We start from the raw sequence: 14181 nt of genomic DNA, 5'->3' as shown, positions 1-14181 counted from the left end.
ATTTAGATAAAACAAATATATCACTTATCCGATATATTTGCTTTTGGGATAATTTAAATTTTAGCATTAAAACAAATAATCTTTAAGCTTTTAGAATAAAAAAATACAGAAATTTTAATCTGAATTAAGATTATTAGAATTGGTAAAAAAAGCTAAGAAGTAAAAAAATAAGAATAAAATGAATAGACGTAACGCCTTAAAATTAGCAGCATCAGGAATTGTTGGTTTGTATTTATCGCCTTTGTTGGCTCAAAGAAACTTTTTAGGTTCACCAGATTTTAAAGGTCCTTTTGAACCCACTTGGGATTCACTTGCCAAATATCAGGTTCCGGATTGGTTTCGTGATGCTAAATTTGGAATGTGGGCGCATTGGGGACCTCAATGTGAACCTGAAGCTGGTGATTGGTATGCAAGAAGCATGTATGAGGAAGGTTCTCGTCAATATAAATTTCATTTAGAAAAATACGGACATCCTTCTAAATTTGGTTTTAAAGATGTAATCAACGTTTGGAAAGCTGATAATTGGAATCCTGAAGAGTTAGTCAGCTTATATAAAGACGCTGGAGCTAAGTATTTTATGGCTATGGCAAACCATCATGATAATTTAGATCTTTATAACAGCAAATATCAGCCAAATTGGAATTCGACCAAAATGGGCCCCAAAAAAGATATTATAGCCGGATGGGAAAAAGCTGCCCGAAAAGCAAATCTTCCTTTTGCTGTCAGTGTCCACGCTGCGCATGCCTGGAGTTGGTTTGAGACAGCTCAGCGTTCTGATATAAATGGCCCTTTGGCAGGTGTCCCTTATGATGGGAAATTGACCAAAGCCGATGGAAAAGGAACTTGGTGGGAAGGTTTAGATCCACAGGAATTGTATGCGCAGAATCATCCGCTAAGCGAAAAAAGTGATGACAATAATGGTATACACAGCCAATGGAACTGGGGTAGCGGTGTGGCAAAACCGAGTGAAACTTACATCGAAAATTTTCATAACAGAACTATTGATTTAATCGATAAGTATAATCCTGATATGCTTTATTTTGATGATACAGCGTTGCCACTCTGGCCAATTAGCGATGCGGGTTTGCGTATTGCAGCGCATCTTTATAATAAAAGTTTTCAAAAAAATAAAAGCGTTCAAACCGTAATTACAGGTAAAATTTTAACCGAACAGCAGAGAAAAGCTTTGGTTTGGGATATTGAAAAAGGACAAAGTAATGAAATTGAACCTTTGCCTTGGCAAACAGATACTTGCATTGGTAACTGGCATTACGATCGAAGTGTTTACGAAAATAAGCGCTACAAATCAGCTAAAACGGTTATTCACTCGCTAATAGATGTAGTAAGCAAAAATGGGAATTTAATGCTTAATATTCCAGTAAGAGGTGATGGGAGTATCGATGAATTAGAACGACAAATTGTAAAGGAAATTGGAGCTTGGATGAAGCTTAACGGTAGTAGTATTTATGGTACACGTCCGTGGAAAATATTTGGGGAAGGACCTCAACAGGAAAGTGCCGGAGCATTAACAGCGCAGGGTTTCAATGAAGGAAAAGGAAAAGCTTTTACATCACAAGACATTCGTTTTGTGCAAAAAGACAATGTTCTTTATGCGACCGTTATGGATTGGCCAGAAAACGGAACTGCTGTTATTAAAAGTTTAGGCACAGAAATGTCTTATTATACCGGAAAAATAAAACAGATAAAATTAGTTAGTACTGGAGAGAAACTTAATTTTAAACAAAATAATAAAGCACTCGAAGTGTATTTTCCTAAACAAAAAACAGAAGCTTCATTTGCTAATGCTTTAGAAATAAGTTAAAAATGAGCTGTTTGAGAATGACTGTTAAAAATTAAAGATCGAACCCAGTTTCCTGAATGGAGTTAATGTGTTTTTTGTCAACTTATATCTTTATTTAAAAAAGTGCCTCTTTAAACGGAGGCATTTTATATTTAGATAAATAAGGTCAGACGAGTGAAATTTTATTTGATATTGATCTTAGATAAAGAACTTAATTTGAGATATATCCGAAATATGTCTTTGAAATCTACTTAAGGATTATATGTTTGAAAAACAGGTAGTTGTACTTGTTTTTGGTTGAGTGAATTTTCTTATTTTTGTTTGTGAAGACATATTGTTTACACTCCCGTTGTTTTTCTGTTAAACGCCACTTATTAAAAAATATGTTATAAGCCCCAATCAGGGAAAATTAACCTAATAAAAGTTGAGCTATGCCATTAGACAAATACGGAGTACTTAAGGGTACTAAATTTAAATATTATCGAGATCAACCTGATAATTTTGGAAAATTTTATCATGGAAATGTTGAAATTCTGGCCAACGGAATTAATTATCGCTGTGCTATAGATGTTGATAGTCAGTCAACACAAATACAATGGAGGATTATTAATCTTTCTGCCAGCGATTTAGCTATGATTGTATCAAAGCCAGATGGATGGACTCATTTGGTTTCTAATGAATCGAGTGGTGCTATTGATTATATAAGATGGAAACCAATGTGGGTGACCATAAGAATACCAATATTGTTTTATTATAATTGGATTATAAAAATACCGCCATGGATTTATCCAACGAAATTGAAACAATTTGAGAAATCAGAAATAAGATCCAATGCACCTTTTAAAATTATAGTTCTTGAGCAATCATCGTTTTGGAAAATAGGAAGTAATATTGATGCTATAGAACAATTAGAATCTGTATTGGTTCAGGGAGATAAATTATTGATTTTAGGTCAATTTTTTAATACAGGTAATGGTGTGCACGATATCCATCAAAATCAGGGCGATCCTATAAATGGAGGCCATTCTGCAGATAACGCAATATGGCAGGATGGAGCCACGATAGTTCAAAAAGCAGATGGAAGTTATGTAGGTTTCTTTAATAAATTTGCAACACAATCTTTCAAAACGGATGATTTTGGTCACCCAATATAGTAACTGTTTTCTCTGAGCTTGTGTATACCGATATTTTAAGGGTAAAATAAATTCGTTATTTTAGTACAGAAATTTAGAAGGTAATTTTAACGAGATTCCATCTAAGTTATTTATTATTTATGAAAGCAATTAAAAAGCTTGGCTTAAATAAAAAAACAGTTTCCAGAATGGAACTAAACTAACGTTTTACCAGTAATTTATCGCTGCAATATTATACTATGAACAATACCTTTTCTGACAACAACCAAATTGGAATAGTTTCTACTTTTTTTGATTTAGTAAATACAAATTTCAAAGGAGAAATGAATGCACTATGCTGGTACAGAAATTTGGATGGCGATTTTAATGAGATTGTAGCCAAATTATCTTTAAAAGAAAATATAACAGAAGTTTTTCCTGAAGACTTAATAGCGCTTCAACTTTCAGAAAAGGGAAATATAGCAAGGGAAATAATCTTAAATGATTTACAATTATTAACCGATTTTGGAGCTTCGCCCTCTCTTAATTTATTGAAGTGTTATGAGCGCGATGATGAATTTGATTTCATATCGACTGATGTGTATTCGTTTCATGTTGATCGTTCTCCTATTACAACAGATACTTTTTTATGCACTTATCACGGAGCAGCAAGTGATATTATTTCTAATTCCCAAGCCGAGCAAAAAATTCTAATTCCAGAAATCCGAACAAAGCTAAAAGAGCTTTATGATGGAGCAGAGGAAGAATTCGAAAACTTTTTAAAGGAAAATTATTTTGATTTGCATTATCAAATACATGAGAATGCAGAACCTATTAATTTAGGATTAGGGCATCTTTGGCGGCTGGCTGTAGATCATCCAAAACAACAAGTATTGCCTTGTATTCATCGAGCACCAATAGAAAACGAAGGCGAATATCGGTTGTTGTTGATTTGTTGATACAATGCCGCTGATGAAAGTTTTTTAAATCTTCATTAATAATAAAAATCCCTTTGTATCAAATACATAGGGATTTTATAAAATTCAGAGACTTTTGTTTTTTAACTGATTATATTATGTGGTTATATTTTGAAGGAATTATTTTGTCTTAAAAATTATTTGAAAGATTTTATAATTTATATCGTTTTTAAAACACCGCCATCGGCTCTAAGACAAGAACCGTTTGTTGCGATTGAAAGCGGACTTGATAAATAAACCGCGAGCGAAGCAATTTCTGCCGGATCAATAAAACGCTGTAATAAAGAATGCGGATTAGTTTGCTGTATAATGGCGCTTTTCATTTGCTCGACTTCAATGTTTTGCAAAGAAGCAATATGTTCAATTGTCGAGGCAACGCCATCAGAATAAGTTGGACCGCCTAAAATAGTATTTACAGTAACTTCAGTACCCAGAGTCAGTTTAGACAAACCGTTGCTAACGGCCATCATGGCTGCTTTTGTCATTCCGTAATGAATCATATTTCCAGGAATATTCACGCCTGATTCACTGCTGATGAAAATAATTCTTCCTGATTTTTTCTGAAGCATTTGTGGTAAAAGTTTCTTAGAAAGTCGGATACTACTCATTACATTAATGTCAAAAATTCGATACCAGTCTTCATCTTCGATATTTTTAAAATCTTTTAATTCAAAAACGCCCACATTGTTTATTAAAATATCAATATCGTTTAGTTGGTTTAGTAATGCGGTTACTTCTTCTTTATTTCCAAAATCGCGTGCAATTCCTGAAACTACAGCATCAGGAAATTCATCTTTTAATTTTTGAACAGCAAGATTGGTTTTTTCTTTATGTCGCCCGTTAATAATAACTTCGGCTTTTTCATTTAATAATTGTTTCGCAATTGCAAAACCAATTCCTTGCGTTGAACCGCTTACAAAAGCTCTTTTTCCTTCTAATTTTAAATTCATTTTTATTGTTTTAATTTTTGTAATGATTGATACATAAAAAGTCAAAAAAATTAGCTGATAACAGCTAATTGCATTTCGATTTGGTTTTTTAAGACATTTTTGTCCGGATACATTCTTCGTAAAGTATTGAGTCCGCACCAAAATGTTATTAAATATCTGCCCAGTATTTCAGGGTCTGTTTGCGTTTTTAAGTTTCCTTTTGTTTGTTCGTTTTTAATGGTTTCAGTAAACATTTGTTCCACTTCTTTTAAAATCTGAACGGCATTAGCTTCCAGGTTTTCATCAATAAAGGTCATTTCTACAACCGTATTGGCAATAATACAGCCTTTAAGATGATCGTTTTCCTCCGCGGAAGCGATACTTCTAAAAAAATCTTTAATCAATTCTAATGGAGATTCGCTTTTGCTTAGTTCAATTTTAAAGGAATCAAAAGCCAATCGTCGTTCTTCAATTGCTTTTTGAAAAACCTCTTTTTTACCGCCTTTAAAAGTATTATAGAAACTTCCGGCTCCGGCTCCGGTGGCTTTTTGCAAATCACTCAATGAAGTGGCACTATATCCTTTCTGCCAAAAAACTTCCTGTGCTTTTTTTACAATATTAGCGTCTTCGTAGATGGTTGGTCTTCCTCTCATTGTTGATTTTTATTTTGTAATGAACGATACAAAATTATATAAAAATAAGTTTACTCCAAATTTTAAAGCATTTTTTCTTTCTTTAATTAAAAGATTGCCTGAATTGTAAAGGGGTTAAATTGGTTTTCTTTTTGAAGAGTTTGCTAAAAGACTGAGCGTATTCGAAGCCTAATGAATAAGCAATTTCGTTTATACTTAAATTTGAAGTAGTAAGCAGTTGTTTTGATTTTTCAATAATATGATTCTGAATGTATTGCTGTGTATTTAAACCCGTAATATTTCGGAGTAAATCGCTTAAATAATTGGCAGAAATATGAAGTTCCTGTGATAAATATTGAACGGTTGGAAGTCCTTTTACAGCTCCGCTTTCATTCTCAAAATAATCTAATAAAGTTTGTTCTAATCTGCTTAATAAATCATGATTTGAAGTTTTTCGGGTAATGAATTGACGGCCGTAGAATCTATTAATATAATTAAGAAGTAAATCCAGATGCGAAACAATTAAATCCTGACTGTAATGATCTATATTGTTTTTTAGTTCGTCCTGCATTTGTTTTAAAAGACCGGAAATAATTACATCTTCCTTATCAGAAAGATGTAATGCTTCTGCAATAGAATAAGAAAAAAATCCATAGTTCTGAATCGTTTTTCCCAAAGGATAATTTCGAATTAAATCAGTTTTAAAAACCAGCATATAACCAGTAACCGGATTGTCATTGGTCTGTGTAACCGAAAACACCTGATCTGGTTTTGTCAAAGTCATCATTCCTTCATCAAAATCATAATCGCGCTGACCGTATTTAAACTTTCCGTTAATGCCTTTTTTGATGGTAATACAGTAGAAATCATTTGTAAAATGTTTCCAGATATCAGCGTGTTTGTAACTCAATAAAGCAAAATCAATTACACTAACCAAAGGATGATCTGGTTTTGGAAGTGCAAATAACTGATGCAGTTCTGAAATCGTTTTGATTTTATGCGGGACTGATTTTTTCATTTCAACAAATTTACAAATTAATCGAAATTAGTAGAGTAGGAAAGATGCTGCCAGGTTTCCATTTCCTGAGCTTCATTTTTTCTATGTTCTACAATTGAGTTGTAACTGTCGTTTCCTAACGGAAGATGTACAGGCGGATTTGGCAATTCTGTAATCGCAAGTAAAACCTTAGCAAGTTTCTTTGGATCTCCTGGCTGATTTCCGTCAAAACTTTTCAGCATATTTACATGTTGTTCTACATTGTAAATAGCTATTTTATTTTTGGTTTCCGCCAAAGTGCTGTCGCTCATAAAACGCGTGCGAAACATTCCCGGAGCAATTGCCGTAACTTTAATGTTGAAAGGTTTTGCTTCTTTTGCCAATGCTTCTGAAAGTCCGATTACAGCAAATTTAGCTGCGTTATAACTTCCGGTATTAGCATAACCAATATATCCCATATTGGAAGCAATATTCAGAATATGCCCTGATTTTTGCTGACGCAGAAAAGGCATTGCATTTCGGATAACATTTACGGTTCCGAACAAATTGACGTCGATTGTTTTGCGGAATTCTTCATCGCTGATTTCCTCAATACTTCCTACCAGATAATATCCCGCATTGTTTACTATAACATCTATTTTTCCGAAAGTTTCAATTGTGGTTTCAATGGCCTTTTTTACTTCTTCATTATTTGTAATATTAACCTGAAGCGGTAGAAAATTTTCATTTTGATTCCCAATCTGATCGATTAGTTCTTTTAAATTTCGGGAAGTGGCAGCAACTTTATCGCCATTTTTTAAAACTGTATTTACGGTTTCAAGTCCCATTCCTTTTGATGCGCCGGTAATGAACCATACTTTTTGAGTGCTCATATTTTTGTGTTTAATTAATAAGGCAAAATTCAAAAAGATGCAGGTTTTAAAAGTGTTCAGATTCAGGATTTATGTGTTCAAATTGAGTTTTTTCCTTCAGAATATATTTTTAATCAATTAAAAGACTGTCTGTACTCCAAAGGAAACCAATGCGAATTGAATTATAGATCTTTAGTATTATGAAAATAAAAAAGATTCCTGAAAACACTTCAGGAATCTTTTATAAATCAAAAGGTGAATTATGTTTATTTTGATACAATTTCTTTTAAAAGTTTTGTCAATTCTGCAGATTTAGAGATAAACGGACTATGTCCAGAATTGATCGTATAAGTATTTGTGATACCGGCACCTTTTGCCATTTCCTGCTGAAAGTTGTAAGTTATCGTATTATCAGCAGTGGTAAAGATGTAATATTTTTTGCCTCCCAAATTATAATCTTCAGTTTTATAGTTCAAAGGTGTTCCAAGTGGAATTGTAGGCTCGGCTTTGTAGCGCGCTACAAGAAATTGTTTTTGAACAGCTGTAGCATCCTGAGAAAAGATTTTTGGAAGATTAACTTCTGGATTTACGATTCCGGCTAAAGTTTGATCATCAGATAATTGTAAAGAAGCTGGCAAAAGTGAAGCTTTATCCATTTGAGAATAATCCAAAACGCTTTTCCCGCTTTGAGGAATAAAACCAGCTACATAAACCAACTTTTTGATTTTTTGAGGAATTTCAGCAGCAGTTTGTGTAATTACAGCTCCGCCTAAACTATGACCAATTAAAATTACAGGTTCATCGTATGCGTTAATTGCTTTTTTTACTTCATCAATATAAGCTTTAAATGAAACCTGATAAGCAGGAGTAGTATCTTCTCCATGTCCAGGCAGTTTTACAACAGTAACAGTATAACCAGCAGCTTTTAAATCGGCTTCTGTTTGATCCCATACATATGATGCTTGCCATGCGCCGTGCACCAGTACAACAGGAGATTTTTTTGTAACAGCAGCATTTTCGTCATTTGTACATGATGCCGTTGAAATGGCTGTAAATAACAGCAAGAAAAGTTTTGAGATTGTTTTTAAGGAATTTTGAGAATTAATTTTTGATTTTTTCATTGTTTTTAAATTTATCATTTGTTTTATTTTTATAAAAATTGGATGTCTTTTTAAATTATGGAAGAACATCAAAACCATTTAAAACTGTGGCAAGTAGCGTGTAAGCACTCACTAAGAATATGAGTTCGGCCAAACCATCTTGTCCTAATATTTCCTTTGCAAGATTATAAGCGGAGTCTGGAACAATTCGGCCTTTTGCTAAAATTGAAGCGATTTCATACGCGATAGCTTCTTCCTCGTTTAAATCAGCAGGACGAATTCCGGATGACAGTGATGCCACTGCTGTTGCAGAAAAGCCAAAATGTTTTGCCATGATTTCATGAGCATAAAGTTCGAAACGTGCGCCAAATGCAGCACCAACAGTAAGAATAGCTACTTCCCGAACTTTTTTAGGAAGCGTTGCATAATTGTCTAATGAACGTACAAAACTTAAAGCCGGAATTCCAAATTGAGGAAAAGCAAGCATGGGCGGAAAAGGACCAGTCAAAGCACCTTCATTATTAGTCATCACAACAGGACCCTGACTATGTGTAATGAGTTTAAAAACTTCATCATGAACATATCGAACTTCATCGTTCATTGTTTCTGGTTTTATAGGATTTACTCGCATAACAATTGTTTTTAAGATTTAGCGAAGGTTTTCTTCAAATTCTCCATCAATCAAAATGAAGACAATACGGCATGTTTTTCCAGATTTATTGCTCCAGGCATGATTTGTTCCTCGTTGCACAATAATGTCTCCTGCTTTTGCTGTTGTTTCGCCTTCGTCAACAATTAAGGTTAATTCACCATCGAGAACAATTCCGTAGTCAATCGTTTCTGTTTTGTGCATTAATGGGTGAGGTGCATTTCCGCCAGCTTTTGAAGCATGTTCACCGCTCATAGTTTTAAAATGTTCAAAAGCCTGTTCTTTGGTAAGATTTCTAATTTCATCACTTTCTGGCGGAAAATCGATTACTCGTATTCTTGTTCCGTGTTTTGGAGGTCCCAAAATAAGTCCGGTTTCTTCAGGATCTTTAGAAATAGCATCTATTAGAGCAGGAGTTTGTTTAGTGTTCCAAACTTCATGAAATTTCGCTCCGTTTGGTCCGCCTACCATATAGGTTCTTGTTGGAACTTCGTCTGACAAAATAATGGCTTTGCCTTCTGTATTATGTCCGGTTACGATTCGTCTGAATGTTGTATTTGTTTCCATGATTTCTAAGGTTTTAGATTTTATTTTTTCTGAATACAAACACACCTAAATAGTGAAAAAGAACTCCAACTGCCCATGCAGATGTAGACCATAATGGCCATGGATATGTAGTGTCTGTTAAATACCAAATAATGAAGATTATCGGACTAACTAATAGAAAGACAAGAAAGTGAATTTTGAATCCTAATTTTAGATTTTTATTTGTCTTAGTGTCGATGTTAAATCTAGTTTTCATAATAAAGTTTTTTAAATTATTAGTAATAGGTTATTTTAAAAAAGAAATGTTTTAATTGGTTGATTTTCAATTTATTTACATGACAAAGGTAGAGACAGCATTTCGTTAAAATCATTGACTTTGGTTAAGAACGAAACGAAGAATATGATTTTGATACTTCTAATTATAGAAAGAAGACAAGTTCTAAAAGACACAGACTTACCGCTGCAGCAAGAAGAAACCTGCTGCATATTTAAGCTTATAGAAAGTGGTTTTGAGAATGTTTTACGTGATGATAAGGAAGTAAAAAAGAAGGTAAATTATAAAGAAAGCTGCGCCAATTCGTTGTTAATGTATTGTACTTCTTTTTCTGTCAGATTTACCTCTATCGCTTTTGCATTACTAATTGCCTGTTCTTTATTTCTTGCGCCAGCCAACACAACAGTTATTCCTGGTTGAAGCGTTGTCCATTTTAAAACTAATTGCGCCAGACTAGCTTTTTTTTCTTCAGCTAAAGGTTCAATTTTTTTAAGGAAAGCTTCTACTTTTTCAGGATTAAATTGGCCAAAATAATCTTGACGATGATCATCTGATTTTAATTTTTCGCCTTTAAAATATTTGCCACTTAATAATCCTCTTTCTAAAGGACTGTAAGCAATTATTCCAATATTGTTTTCGATTGCTAACGGCACAATATCCTTTTCAATACCACGATTCAACATACTGTAAGGCATCTGATTGGATGCAACGCGAATACTTTTTTGTGCTTCCAGTAATTGATCTTTATTGTAATTGCTCACACCTGCGGCACGTATTTTTCCCTGATCAATTAATGATTGAAGCGCTTCCATAGTTTCGTCAATTGGCGTTGTAGAATCTGGCCAATGCAATTGAAGCAAATCGATATAATCAGTTTTTAATCGTTTAAGACTTTCTTCGGTTTCTTTTATAACATTCGCTTTTGAAGCATATTTATAAAGCGGATAACTTTTTCCGTCATGTTCCTGATTCCACATAAAATCACCTTTTCCGTTGTTACTGCCATCCCAAACCATTCCGAACTTAGTTAAGAGTTGAACCTTAGAACGATCAAGTTCTTTAATGGTTTCGCCAATCAGTTCTTCGCTAAGCCCTAATCCGTAGAAAGGAGCAGTATCAATACTTGTCACACCATGATCAATAGAAGCCATAATAGCTTCTTTCGCTTCACTTTTTTCTGTTCCCGCCCACATAGTACCGCCAATAGCGAAACTTCCATAGGTGATTGCGGATAACTGGAGATCAGAATCTCCTAATTTTCTATATTCCATTTTTATTTTTTTTAATGTTAAAGACTTTTATATGTTTTGAAGTCTGTATAACTGTGATTTTTTAAACCGTATTACAGATTTCGATAGTCAATTCTCAATTGTTTTTTATAACGGAAGACTGTTTAATCTTCCGTTATTTTTTCTGATTATAATTGAAGAAATTATTTTTTTGCCAACCAGCTTTCCACTGCTTTTGAAAAATCGGCAACATCAATTGGGTGTCTGCTTGTAATAATGTTTGCATCCACTACAACTGGCTGATCAGATACGATACCGCCTGCATTTTTAAGATCACTTTGAATATTCCAATATCCAGTAAGTTTTCTTCCTTTAAGAATATCAGCCGAAGCCAAAACAACTGGTGCGTGACAAATAGCAGCGATCAATTTTCCAGATTTATTAAAATCCTGAATGAATTTTATAACATCTTTGTCATAACGAAGGTTATCTGGATTCCAAGCTCCTCCAGGAATAAATACAGCATCATAATCACTCACTTTAATCTGATCTGCTGTTTTATCAAATTTGATCCATCCAACAGGTTGTAAATATTGAATAGCCATAATATGAGTTTTTGCCATTTCAGGAGTGCTCAATCCATATCTTGCCGGAGCCGGATTGAATTTTGGAGCGATGATGTCAACCTGAGCACCAAGTTCTCTAAAGTACCAAACTGGTCCAGTTAATTCTATTTCTTCAAAACCATCTGCGGCAAGTACTGCAATTTTTTTACCTTTTAAAACCGTTTTGTCTTTTACAGGATTAAAGAAGAAAGCTCTTAAAGCTTCATTTCCCGGAGCATTCAATAATTGAGAAACAGGCATCACAGAAACATGTGAAGGTGTTGCTAATTGATTCATTACATTAAGGTTATGATCTTTAACCTGAGCTTGTACATTAAAAAATGCAAATGTGCTTAATAAGCTTGTACCGATAATTTGTTTTAAATTTTTCATGACTTTTAATTTTTAAATTGATTTATTATTTGAAATTTTATTTGTGAATTATTCTCTTGTAAGTGGTGCGAATTCAATTAGATTATGAATTCCGTTTTGAAAAGGTGGTTTCTTTATACTTGTTTCCAAATATTCTATTACAGGTTTGATAGGAGGAAAATTGAGATGATATTGAAAAGCATCGTTGCTTCTGAATTTTTCATAAGTTACAAACTGAGTTTCATCTCCTTCAATTTCAGAAAGTTGATACGTTACTACGCCAGGTTCGCTGCGAAATTGCGGCATCGCAACATGATACGTGTCTTTGAAATTTTGTTCTGTTCCTTTTTTTCCATCCACAAAAAGCATGATAACAAGTTGATTATCTTCTTTTTTAGAAGTTCTTCGCCATTGTTCTTTAGTTAAAGGCTCAAGATCTTTTACATAATAAGTTTTTGTAGCAGTTTTTAATTTTTCAGTTAAAGACTGTAATGCTTTTGCTTCTGTTTTTTTGCTGAAATTCTCCAATTGATTTTTTCCATTCCATCTTTCAATCAGCCATAAAACATTTGTTTTGTCTTGTTCATAAAAAGCTTCGGCCATAATGTTTTCTTTCGATGAAATTGAAGCTGTTACATAAGCTGTCAATGCTTTTTGAAATTGTGCTACATTTTGTTCATTTACTTCATATCTTGTTAGTTTAGAAGTAGTTTCAGTTAAAGCTCCGGTTTTTATTCTATAAGAATCCTGAGCTTTCATATTACTTGTCATTAGGGCAAAAGCGAATATTGCAATTGCCAGCGTTGTTTTCGAAATTGATTTATAAGCTGTTGTTTTCATAATTTTTATTTTTTAATTATTTGAATTTGTTAAACAAAATTTGTGATCTGTAATTAGCTTTACATCTAAGACAAATTTCCGTCAACTCTGAAAACTAGAGGTTGCGTCAACTCACTTTTAAAGTGTGATTTGAATCACATTTAAGAGCAAACCTTTAGATATAAAGGGGTTAAAGATTTAGGGGTTAAAATCAGAATGCAGGCCTAGACCGTTAGCTATATAAAAAGGCTAATAATTCAGACGATTTTACGGGGCAAAATTAGGTTTGCGATTCCTGAAGAATCATTGACTTGGGTTAAGAAAGATTCTTTCTTATTTTGAAGCGAAGGCATGTAGCGTACAATACATTATATTATGTATAATGAATTGTTAGTTAACGTTTGTTATTTAGAAAGCGTTGGGGGCAGTTTTTGAAATTTAAAATCCAATTTTTAGCTTTCTTTATCAATGATCGTTTTTATATCGTGGTATATATTGTCACTTTTTTCCAGAACACCTTTAATAATACCGTTTTTATCAATTACAAAACTAGTTGGAAAATAGAAAATAGAATACTTATTGTTTATTTCACCCGCATTTGGCAATTGTATGTAGTTAAAAGCACGCTTTTTTAGAAAATTTTCTACATGTTGCGGCGTATTGTAAGTAAGCCCAAGAAAAACAACATTTTTACTTTTGTATTCGTCCACTAATTTATTGAGTTCCGGAATTTCCTTAATACATGGAGCACAGGATGTAAACCAGAAATTCAAAATTACTATTTTTCCTCGAAGTTTTTTTAGTGACCATGTTTTACCTTCAAGATCTTTGAGTTCAAATTCCGGAGCAGGATTATTAAGCATTTCTGCTAAAGCTTTTTTACTTTTAATTTCGTTGTCTTTAAATTCCGAAGTCTTTTTTACAAGATGCATCACGCCGTTTTGATCATCCTCTTCATTATGTTTAAATAGTATCTGATCTTTCCCCCAGGCATTTTCAAGACTGTCAAGATTTTTAAGAATAGCTCCATTTGGTAAAACAAATTGAATTGACTTTTTCGAAGCATCATCTTTAGATAAGTTCTGACCTTTCATATTTACGAAAAGTAAACATGTAGCCGCACTGATTAAAAAATTTCTATTATGCATTGTTTCAGTTGTTTAAGTTATACATGTCAAATGTAGAAGTAATCTTTTACTTGCAGGTTAAAGCTCTCTTAACCAATGTTAACTAGTGTTAACTGGGTTATTCAATCACCAAAATGAGATATATTTGTATATTATCATTT

15 protein-coding genes are annotated in these 14181 nt (G+C 33.3%); 3 read left to right on the top strand and 12 right to left on the bottom strand.

What is annotated here, in order from left to right; genetic code table 11:
* The first annotated feature begins 178 nt into the window (after positions 1 to 178).
* The 3 genes from GQ47_RS02120 (at position 179) to GQ47_RS02110 (ending at position 3872) form a co-directional block, all read left to right on the top strand.
* On the top strand, positions 179 to 1822 hold the full coding sequence (locus tag GQ47_RS02120) for an alpha-L-fucosidase (RefSeq protein ID WP_035644251.1): 1644 nt from the start codon (positions 179 to 181) through the stop codon (positions 1820 to 1822).
* A 410-nt stretch (positions 1823 to 2232) separates the two neighbouring features.
* Positions 2233 to 2955 carry a DUF2278 family protein gene (locus tag GQ47_RS02115; RefSeq protein WP_035644248.1) on the top strand — a complete coding sequence of 241 codons (723 nt, stop codon included), beginning with the start codon at positions 2233 to 2235 and terminating at the stop codon, positions 2953 to 2955.
* Positions 2956 to 3173: 218 nt separating this feature from the next.
* Entirely contained in the window at positions 3174 to 3872 is a 699-nt protein-coding gene (locus GQ47_RS02110) for a hypothetical protein (RefSeq protein ID WP_035644245.1), read from the top strand.
* A gap of 176 nt (positions 3873 to 4048) precedes the next feature.
* On the opposite strand, the gene GQ47_RS02105 is transcribed toward GQ47_RS02110, so the two are convergent.
* From GQ47_RS02105 to GQ47_RS22770, 12 genes are all read right to left on the bottom strand, one after another.
* Positions 4049 to 4840, bottom strand: a complete 792-nt coding sequence (locus GQ47_RS02105; protein ID WP_035644242.1) for an SDR family NAD(P)-dependent oxidoreductase — start codon at positions 4838 to 4840, stop codon at positions 4049 to 4051.
* A gap of 50 nt (positions 4841 to 4890) precedes the next feature.
* Positions 4891 to 5472 carry a TetR/AcrR family transcriptional regulator gene (locus GQ47_RS02100; protein WP_035644240.1) on the bottom strand — a complete coding sequence of 194 codons (582 nt, stop codon included), beginning with the start codon at positions 5470 to 5472 and terminating at the stop codon, positions 4891 to 4893.
* Between the two features lie 82 nt (positions 5473 to 5554).
* Complete coding sequence (locus GQ47_RS02095) at positions 5555 to 6469, bottom strand: AraC family transcriptional regulator (RefSeq protein WP_035644239.1); 915 nt, start codon at positions 6467 to 6469, stop codon at positions 5555 to 5557.
* A 17-nt stretch (positions 6470 to 6486) separates the two neighbouring features.
* On the bottom strand, positions 6487 to 7320 hold the full coding sequence (locus GQ47_RS02090; protein ID WP_035644237.1) for an SDR family NAD(P)-dependent oxidoreductase: 834 nt from the start codon (positions 7318 to 7320) through the stop codon (positions 6487 to 6489).
* Between the two features lie 245 nt (positions 7321 to 7565).
* Entirely contained in the window at positions 7566 to 8420 is an 855-nt protein-coding gene (locus GQ47_RS02085; RefSeq protein WP_081909308.1) for an alpha/beta fold hydrolase, read from the bottom strand.
* A gap of 55 nt (positions 8421 to 8475) precedes the next feature.
* Positions 8476 to 9030, bottom strand: coding sequence for a carboxymuconolactone decarboxylase family protein (locus GQ47_RS02080; protein ID WP_035644232.1), 555 nt, complete (start codon positions 9028 to 9030; stop codon positions 8476 to 8478).
* Positions 9031 to 9048: 18 nt separating this feature from the next.
* Positions 9049 to 9615, bottom strand: coding sequence for a cupin domain-containing protein (locus GQ47_RS02075; RefSeq protein WP_035644228.1), 567 nt, complete (start codon positions 9613 to 9615; stop codon positions 9049 to 9051).
* Between the two features lie 13 nt (positions 9616 to 9628).
* Positions 9629 to 9850: a 2TM domain-containing protein gene (locus GQ47_RS02070; RefSeq protein ID WP_051951300.1), complete on the bottom strand. Its 222-nt coding sequence runs from the start codon at positions 9848 to 9850 to the stop codon at positions 9629 to 9631.
* A gap of 299 nt (positions 9851 to 10149) precedes the next feature.
* Positions 10150 to 11139, bottom strand: a complete 990-nt coding sequence (locus GQ47_RS02065; protein ID WP_035644225.1) for an aldo/keto reductase — start codon at positions 11137 to 11139, stop codon at positions 10150 to 10152.
* Positions 11140 to 11300: 161 nt separating this feature from the next.
* The gene (locus tag GQ47_RS02060) at positions 11301 to 12095 is read right to left on the bottom strand and encodes a DJ-1/PfpI/YhbO family deglycase/protease (protein ID WP_035644220.1); all 795 of its coding nucleotides are present in this window, start codon (positions 12093 to 12095) and stop codon (positions 11301 to 11303) included.
* Between the two features lie 48 nt (positions 12096 to 12143).
* Positions 12144 to 12914 (bottom strand): putative quinol monooxygenase, encoded by a 771-nt coding sequence (locus tag GQ47_RS02055; RefSeq protein ID WP_035644214.1) that lies wholly within the window; start codon positions 12912 to 12914, stop codon positions 12144 to 12146.
* A gap of 431 nt (positions 12915 to 13345) precedes the next feature.
* Positions 13346 to 14041, bottom strand: a complete 696-nt coding sequence (locus GQ47_RS22770; protein WP_051951298.1) for a peroxiredoxin family protein — start codon at positions 14039 to 14041, stop codon at positions 13346 to 13348.
* Between the last annotated feature and the right edge of the window lie 140 nt (positions 14042 to 14181).

The organism is Flavobacterium sp. ASV13, assembly GCF_000745775.1.
Classification (GTDB): Bacteria; Bacteroidota; Bacteroidia; order Flavobacteriales; family Flavobacteriaceae; genus Flavobacterium.
Note: the sequence above shows the minus strand (reverse complement) of the source record. Positions and strands in the feature narration are given on the sequence as shown.

Excerpts from the sequence above, each read along its gene's own strand:
- GQ47_RS02070 (WP_051951300.1), bottom strand. The coding sequence starts at position 9,850 with ATGAAAACTAGATTTAACATCGACACTAAGACAAATAAAAATCTAAAA.
- GQ47_RS02080 (WP_035644232.1), bottom strand. The coding sequence starts at position 9,030 with ATGCGAGTAAATCCTATAAAACCAGAAACAATGAACGATGAAGTTCGA.
- GQ47_RS02060 (WP_035644220.1), bottom strand. The coding sequence starts at position 12,095 with ATGAAAAATTTAAAACAAATTATCGGTACAAGCTTATTAAGCACATTT.
- GQ47_RS02095 (WP_035644239.1), bottom strand. The coding sequence starts at position 6,469 with ATGAAAAAATCAGTCCCGCATAAAATCAAAACGATTTCAGAACTGCAT.
- GQ47_RS02075 (WP_035644228.1), bottom strand. The coding sequence starts at position 9,615 with ATGGAAACAAATACAACATTCAGACGAATCGTAACCGGACATAATACA.
- GQ47_RS02065 (WP_035644225.1), bottom strand. The coding sequence starts at position 11,139 with ATGGAATATAGAAAATTAGGAGATTCTGATCTCCAGTTATCCGCAATC.
- GQ47_RS02105 (WP_035644242.1), bottom strand. The coding sequence starts at position 4,840 with ATGAATTTAAAATTAGAAGGAAAAAGAGCTTTTGTAAGCGGTTCAACG.
- GQ47_RS02120 (WP_035644251.1), top strand. The coding sequence starts at position 179 with ATGAATAGACGTAACGCCTTAAAATTAGCAGCATCAGGAATTGTTGGT.
- GQ47_RS02085 (WP_081909308.1), bottom strand. The coding sequence starts at position 8,420 with ATGAAAAAATCAAAAATTAATTCTCAAAATTCCTTAAAAACAATCTCA.
- GQ47_RS02115 (WP_035644248.1), top strand. The coding sequence starts at position 2,233 with ATGCCATTAGACAAATACGGAGTACTTAAGGGTACTAAATTTAAATAT.
- GQ47_RS22770 (WP_051951298.1), bottom strand. The coding sequence starts at position 14,041 with ATGCATAATAGAAATTTTTTAATCAGTGCGGCTACATGTTTACTTTTC.
- GQ47_RS02110 (WP_035644245.1), top strand. The coding sequence starts at position 3,174 with ATGAACAATACCTTTTCTGACAACAACCAAATTGGAATAGTTTCTACT.
- GQ47_RS02090 (WP_035644237.1), bottom strand. The coding sequence starts at position 7,320 with ATGAGCACTCAAAAAGTATGGTTCATTACCGGCGCATCAAAAGGAATG.
- GQ47_RS02055 (WP_035644214.1), bottom strand. The coding sequence starts at position 12,914 with ATGAAAACAACAGCTTATAAATCAATTTCGAAAACAACGCTGGCAATT.
- GQ47_RS02100 (WP_035644240.1), bottom strand. The coding sequence starts at position 5,472 with ATGAGAGGAAGACCAACCATCTACGAAGACGCTAATATTGTAAAAAAA.